Raw genomic sequence first — 6242 nt, 5'->3', positions numbered from 1 at the left:
CGCGGTGGCCAAGCCCGGCAAGCTCAACTTCGAGATTGTTCGGGATGCTGTCGACGAAGTGGTCACAGTCGACGACGACGACATCGCACGTGCGATGCTCGTGCTGCTCGAGCGGGCGAAGATGGTGGTCGAGCCGGCCGGAGCCGTGGGTGTCGCGGCCATTCTGACTGGAAAGATCGTGGCCTCCGGCCCCACCGTGGTGATTCTCTCGGGTGGCAACATCGACCCGCTCATCATGGAGCGCGTCATCGCGCACGGTCTTGCCGCGTCAGAGCGCTATCTCAAGCTGCGCATCCCGTTGCCCGATCGCCCGGGCCAGCTCGCCCGCACGAGCGAGATCATCGCCGACCAGAACGCCAACGTCGTTGAGGTGTTGCACACGCGGCACGGTTCGGGGCTCGCCATCAGCCAGGTTGAACTCGAGCTGCACATCGAGACTCGTGGGCCCGAGCACGCCGACCAGGTAATGGCGGCGCTACGCGACGCGGGATATGACCCGCGCACGCAGCTTTAGCCCGTGTAGGTGCTCACGTCGACGATCGTGACCGAGATCTCGCGGCCGTTCGGCGCCGTGTAGCTCACGGTGTCGCCGATCTTCGCGCCGAGAATCGCTTGGCCCAGCGGGCTTGCTTCGCTGTAGACGTCGATGTCGCTGTCGTCGCCGACGATTTCGCGGCTGCCGAGCAAGAACCGCTCGTCGTCGCCCATGATCGTGGCCGTGACGACGGTGCCGGGCTCGACGACGCCGTGCGCGTCGGGGGCGACACCCACGGTGGCCGTGCGGAGCAATTCGGTGAGGGTGCGGATGCGCGCCTCGATCTTGCCTTGTTCGTCTTTCGCGGCGTGGTATCCGCCGTTCTCCTTGAGATCGCCCTCTTCGCGGGCTGCCTCAATGCGTTTGGCGATCTCGGCGCGACCCGTTGTCGAGAGCGACTCGAGCTCAGCGCTGAGACGGTCGTGCGCCTCTTGCGTGAGCCATTGCGTGGCCGGGCCCGTGGTGTCGTTCATGACAGTGCCTCCTGACACAGCAGAACCGGCCCGCGGGCCGGTTCTGTCTCTCGATTGCGGCGATGCTACGGGAGCCAGCACCGGTAGGGCAAACCGGTGACGGCTTGTTCGGCGGTGCGCAGGGTCTCGACGAACACGCGCGTGCGCTCTGTCGCCGGGGGTAGCTCGACCACTTTCCAGCCGACGATGCCGAAACTTTCGTTGAGCGCCTGAATGGCACACGAGACCTCGGTGCCCGGGGCCACCGAGACTTCCCACCGAACGTCGATCGATGTCTCGGTGACGTTCGAGTAGCCCAGGTCACGCGTCTCGAGTTCGGCGTTGGTGCCCGAAAGCCCACCCCACACCACCCACGCCGTGAAGATGACGGCGAAGATGACCCCGGCGACGATCATGAGCGTGCGCGTGCGGCGCTCTGAACCGGGCGTGCGTCCGTAGCGCTCGTCGAGACGCTGCTGCGGGGTCGACATCGTGCGGGGCATTCCTCTCTCAGCGCGGCGCGGGCGCGCCGCTCAGGTGCGATCGCTACCCTTGGCCCCAAGCGTAGAGCGCCGAGGTGAGGGTTCTCTCAGCCGGCCACATCCGTCTCACCAGCCCAGGAGCATCCCGTGACCGTGTTTACCCTCGCAGCGAGCCTGCACTCGATGGGCATCGGCCCGAACCCGGTCGAACCCACGACGCCGCCCGGTTTCGACCCCAACACGGTGACGCCGGGTGTCGCGGGCTTCGTCGCTATTGCTCTCGTGGCGATCGCAACGATCTTCTTGCTCGTTGACATGACCCGCCGCATCCGCCGCGTGCGGTATCGCGGTGAGGTGCGCGAGCGGCTCGAGGCCGAGCAGGCGATGATCGCCGAAGGCGGCCCGGTCGAGCCGGAGCCCGACGAGCGCGCCGACCGCTAAAGGGCGAGTCGCTAGAGCCCGTAGGCCGGGTCAATCGCGACGAGCAAGACGCCCGTCCAGTGGCACAAGAACGCCACGACGGTCAGGGTGTGAAAGATTTCGTGGAAGCCGAAGACCCCGGGCAAGGGGTTGGGCTTCTTGAGCGCGTACACGACGGCTCCCGCCGTGTAGGCGAGCCCGCCGACGATCACGAGCACCATCATGGCCGCGTTCGCATTGAACAGATCGACGATGTAGAGCACAGCGGCCCACCCGAGCATGACGTAGAGCGGCACGTAGGCCCAGCGCGGTGCGTTGATCCAGAAAACGCGAAAGCCGATGCCGATGAGCGCGCCCGTCCAGACCAGCACGAGCAGCAGGTAGCCCTTCTCGGGCGGCAAGGCCATGATCGCGAGCGGCGTGTAGGTTCCCGCGATCAGCAAGAAGATGTTGGCGTGGTCAAGGCGTTTGAGCATGACGCGCGCGCGCTCGCTCCAGTTGAAGCGGTGGTAGGTCGCCGAGATGCCGAAGAGCAAAAGCGACGACAGCACGAAGACAGCGCTCGACCAGCGCGCCGCGGGGTTGGCGCCGAGGGCGATGAGCACGAGCCCCAAGATGATCGCGGTCGGGAAGGTGACGGCGTGGATCCACCCGCGCCACGTGGGCTTGACATCGAGGGCCCGAAACTCGATGGCCTCGTCGAGCAACGGGATGTTCGGAATGTCAACCCCGGACTCTCGATCGACGTTGTCCGAGGTGGGCTCCGGTGCTGTGGCTGAGGTCATGTCGCGATGATACGTGAGCGCACACAATCTGGGGTGTTGGTTGGATGCCCGCCACAACGTCAGCCCGGTGGACTACCGTTGATGTGTGCGATCGTCGAGAACTCCCCGGGGTCGCGGCCTGCTGTATCAGCTCTACATGCGCCGCTTGCGTCGGCAGTTGGCCGACGCGACCCACCCGCGTCACGTTGCCATGATCCTCGACGGAAATCGGCGGTGGGCCCGACTGCGCGTCGGCGGAACCACGGCACACGGGCACCGGGCCGGGGCCGAGAAGATCGTCGAATTCCTGCGCTGGTGCGACGAAGCCGACATCGGCGTCGTCACGCTCTACTTGCTCTCCACCGACAACCTGACGGGCCGCGACAGTGACGAACTGCGCGAGCTCATTCACATCATCGGCGACCTCGCCGCCGATCTCTCGTCGATCAAAGACTGGCGGGTGCAACACGTGGGCAGCCGCGACGGCTTGCCCGAGGGTCTGCTCGCTGAGCTCGATGCTGCCGAAGCGCGGGGTGTCGAGGCATCCGGTCTGCACATCAACCTCGCGGTGGGTTACGGCGGGCGTCGCGAGATTGCGGATGCCGTGCGCGCGATCGTGCACCACCACGCCTCGAGCGGCGGCACGCTCGATGAGTTGGCCGAGCTCGTCACCCCCGAAAAGATCGCCGAGCACCTCTACACGGGTGGCCAGCCCGACCCCGACCTCGTCATTCGCACCTCGGGCGAACAGCGGCTCAGTGACTTCATGCTGTGGCAGAGCGCGCACAGCGAGTTCTACTTCGTCGAAGCATTGGGCCCCGACCTGCGCGAGGTTGATTTCTTGCGTGCGCTGCGCGACTTCTCGCGCCGTCAACGCCGGTTCGGGCAATAGCGATGGCGGGCATCGACGACTTCATCGCGGGCTTCGGTGAAGAGCCGGGCTATCTCGACTATGCACGACTCTCACCCATTGGCCAGCACGCGCTGTTCGAAGAGCGCGCCATGGCCGATGTGCTGTCGCACGCGCGCTACGGATCATTCGCGACGCTCGATGACCATGACGTGCGCGTGCGCAGCTCGGTGGCCGCGCTCGTGCGCCGCACGCCTGAGCAGGTGGTTTTTCAGCCGAGCACGAGCCAAGCCCTCATGCACGTCATGTTCGGCCTCACCGGGGGCGTTGCGGCCTCGTCAGGAGAGTTTCCGGCGGTCGGCTATGCCATGACGCGCGCCGCCGAGGCCCTCGGAGTGCTCGTGCCGCACACGATCACGCCCGAACACGAGCGGGTCACACCGGGCGTCGTGCGCGACCAATTGAGTTCGTCGGTCGTCGCGGTCGTCGTGAGCCTTGTCGATTACGCCACGGGCCACCTCGTCGACCTCGATGGCATTCGTCAAGTGATCGGTAATCGCCTGCTGATCGTCGACGCCATTCAGGGGGCGGGCGTTGTGGATGCTCCCTGGGAGCTTGTCGATGTCATCGCCTCGGGCGGCCAGAAGTGGCTGCGCGCCGGCCAGGGAACCGGGTTTCTCGCCCTGAGCGACCGGGCTCGGGAGCAGCTCACGCCTGTCTGGTCGGGATGGAACGCGCACGGCACCCTCGAGTTGCGGCACGCAGTGCTCGAGCCCGCATCCGACGCCTCGGCGTTTCGGGTGGGCTACGCCGACACGTTCGCGCAAGCGCGGCTGACCGGAGCCGTTGATGCCGTCATGGCCGCGGGGGTGGCGAGCATCCGTTCGCGCATTCTGGAGCACACGGCGCGGCTCATCGAGATCGCTGACGAAGCGGGCATCGAGGTCGTCTCACCGCGTGACGACGCTGAGCGGGCCGGAATCGTCGTGCTCGAACCGCATCCGGAGTTCGTCGGCGCTCTGGGTGCCGCTCTGCACAATCGAGGGGTGTCGGCCACCGTTCGATCGGGCCGCGTGCGCCTCAGCGCTCACGTCTCGACCGAAGAAGAAACGTTCGCGATGTTGCGCGCGGCGTTCGCCGAATTCACGCGCCTCGCGAGTGTGTAGGCGCGGTGCGCACTCGAGTGTGACGGCTCTGTGAACCAGCGCGTGTCGCTGCACGTCTCCGGCCGAGACAGGCATAGCGTGACGCTCATCAGGCAGCGCGCCTGATCGGGGCGGCCGGAACGATCGTCCTGAGACTCCCGGCCAATCCGCACTCAACAGGTCCGGGGTCGCCCGCGTCCCCGGGGATGGAGCACCGGTGGCCGCTGCGAAGACCTCCCGTCAGAACCCGTCGATCACGAGTGACGAGAGCGAGGTCGCGCAGCGCACATATGTGCTCGACACCTCGGTTCTGCTGAGTGATCCGACGGCGCTCTTCCGTTTTGCCGAGCACGCCGTGGTGCTACCGGTGGTCGTGATCGCCGAGCTCGAGGCCAAACGCAACGACCCCGAGATTGGCTACTTCGCGCGCAAAGCCCTGCGCAATCTCGATGACTTGCGCGTGCAGCACGAGCGCCTCGACTTTCCGATCTCGGTGGGCGACGCGGGGGGCACGCTGCGGGTCGAGCTCAACCACTCGAGCCAGGCCGTGCTGCCGAGCGGGTTGCAGCTCAACGACAACGACTCACGCATTCTCGCGGTCGCCATGAACCTCGCCGCCGAGGGGCTCGATGTCACGGTGGTCTCGAAAGACTTGCCCTTGCGCGTGAAGGCCGCCTCGCTGGGCCTCGCCGCCGAGGAATACCGCGCCGAACTCGCCGTCGACAGCGGCTGGACGGGCATGGCGGATGTCCGCCTCTCGAGCGACGAGATGGCCACTCTCTACGACCGCGAGGTGCTGCGGTCGCCCGTGGTGCGCGAACTGCCCATCAACACCTCGCTCGTGATCCACAGTGACCGTGGCTCGGCCCTGGGCCGCGTGGTCGGTGACGACGAGATCGCGCTCGTGCGCGGGGATCGCGATATCTTCGGCTTGCACGGCCGCTCGGCCGAGCAGCGCCTCGCGATCGACCTGCTCATGGACCCCCAGGTCGGCATCGTGTCGCTCGGTGGTCGCGCGGGCACGGGCAAGTCGGCTCTCGCCTTGTGCGCGGGGCTCGAAGCGGTGCTCGAGCGGCAGCAGCAGCGCAAGATCATGGTCTTTCGCCCGCTCTACGCCGTCGGTGGCCAAGAGCTCGGCTACCTGCCGGGTGACGCGAGCGAGAAGATGAACCCGTGGGCTCAGGCCACGTTTGACACGCTCGGCTCGGTTGTCTCGCAGAACGTGCTCGATGAGGTCATCGATCGCGGGTTGCTCGAAGTGTTGCCGCTCACGCACATTCGCGGTCGCTCGTTGCACGACGCCTTCGTGATCGTCGACGAGGCCCAGTCGCTCGAACGCAATGTCTTGCTCACGGTGCTCAGCCGCATTGGCCAGAACTCCAAGGTCGTGCTCACGCACGATGTCGCCCAGCGCGACAACCTGCGGGTCGGTCGGCACGACGGTGTGGCGAGCGTGATCGAGACGCTCAAGGGTCACGCGCTGTTTGGCCACATGACGCTCACGCGTTCAGAGCGCAGTGCGATTGCGGCGCTCGTGACCGAGCTGCTCGAAGGCAACGAACTGGCGTAAGGCATGCCGGTGGGGCCGCGAAAG

8 protein-coding genes are annotated in these 6242 nt (G+C 66.5%); 5 read left to right on the top strand and 3 right to left on the bottom strand.

Going from position 1 to position 6242, the window contains the following annotated elements:
* Positions 1-514: pyridoxal-phosphate dependent enzyme (locus SFU54_RS05550; RefSeq protein WP_319015301.1), on the top strand; the 514-nt coding region annotated here is incomplete at its 5' end.
* On the opposite strand, the gene greA is transcribed toward SFU54_RS05550, so the two are convergent.
* A complete protein-coding gene (gene greA, locus SFU54_RS05545) occupies positions 511-1008 on the bottom strand; it encodes a transcription elongation factor GreA (protein ID WP_319015300.1) in 498 nt (165 codons plus the stop codon). The two genes, SFU54_RS05550 and greA, sit on opposite strands and share 4 nt — an antisense overlap.
* A 65-nt stretch (positions 1009-1073) precedes the next feature.
* Entirely contained in the window at positions 1074-1490 is a 417-nt protein-coding gene (locus SFU54_RS05540) for a DUF4307 domain-containing protein (RefSeq protein WP_319015299.1), read from the bottom strand.
* Positions 1491-1616: 126 nt separating this feature from the next.
* On the opposite strand from SFU54_RS05540, the gene SFU54_RS05535 reads away from it, so the two are divergent.
* A complete protein-coding gene (locus SFU54_RS05535) occupies positions 1617-1910 on the top strand; it encodes a hypothetical protein (protein WP_413466573.1) in 294 nt (97 codons plus the stop codon).
* 11 nt (positions 1911-1921) lie between these two features.
* Here SFU54_RS05535 and trhA read toward each other — a convergent pair whose 3' ends face one another.
* Entirely contained in the window at positions 1922-2674 is a 753-nt protein-coding gene (gene trhA / locus SFU54_RS05530) for a PAQR family membrane homeostasis protein TrhA (RefSeq protein WP_319015298.1), read from the bottom strand.
* An 85-nt stretch (positions 2675-2759) separates the two neighbouring features.
* Between trhA and SFU54_RS05525 the strand changes: the two genes are divergently transcribed.
* The 3 genes from SFU54_RS05525 (at position 2760) to SFU54_RS05515 (ending at position 6218) form a co-directional block, all read left to right on the top strand.
* A complete protein-coding gene (locus SFU54_RS05525) occupies positions 2760-3545 on the top strand; it encodes an isoprenyl transferase (RefSeq protein ID WP_319015297.1) in 786 nt (261 codons plus the stop codon).
* 2 nt (positions 3546-3547) lie between these two features.
* On the top strand, positions 3548-4669 hold the full coding sequence (locus tag SFU54_RS05520) for an aminotransferase class V-fold PLP-dependent enzyme (protein ID WP_319015296.1): 1122 nt from the start codon (positions 3548-3550) through the stop codon (positions 4667-4669).
* Between the two features lie 232 nt (positions 4670-4901).
* The gene (locus SFU54_RS05515; RefSeq protein ID WP_413466574.1) at positions 4902-6218 is read left to right on the top strand and encodes a PhoH family protein; all 1317 of its coding nucleotides are present in this window, start codon (positions 4902-4904) and stop codon (positions 6216-6218) included.
* Positions 6219-6242 lie beyond the last annotated feature (24 nt).

The organism is Microcella sp., assembly GCF_033763155.1.
Classification (GTDB): Bacteria; Actinomycetota; Actinomycetes; order Actinomycetales; family Microbacteriaceae; genus Microcella.
Note: the sequence above shows the minus strand (reverse complement) of the source record. Positions and strands in the feature narration are given on the sequence as shown.

Coding starts and splice junctions, on each gene's coding strand:
- greA (WP_319015300.1), bottom strand. CDS start 1,008: ATGAACGACACCACGGGCCCGGCCACGCAATGGCTCACGCAAGAGGCG.
- SFU54_RS05540 (WP_319015299.1), bottom strand. CDS start 1,490: ATGCCCCGCACGATGTCGACCCCGCAGCAGCGTCTCGACGAGCGCTAC.
- trhA (WP_319015298.1), bottom strand. CDS start 2,674: ATGACCTCAGCCACAGCACCGGAGCCCACCTCGGACAACGTCGATCGA.
- SFU54_RS05520 (WP_319015296.1), top strand. CDS start 3,548: ATGGCGGGCATCGACGACTTCATCGCGGGCTTCGGTGAAGAGCCGGGC.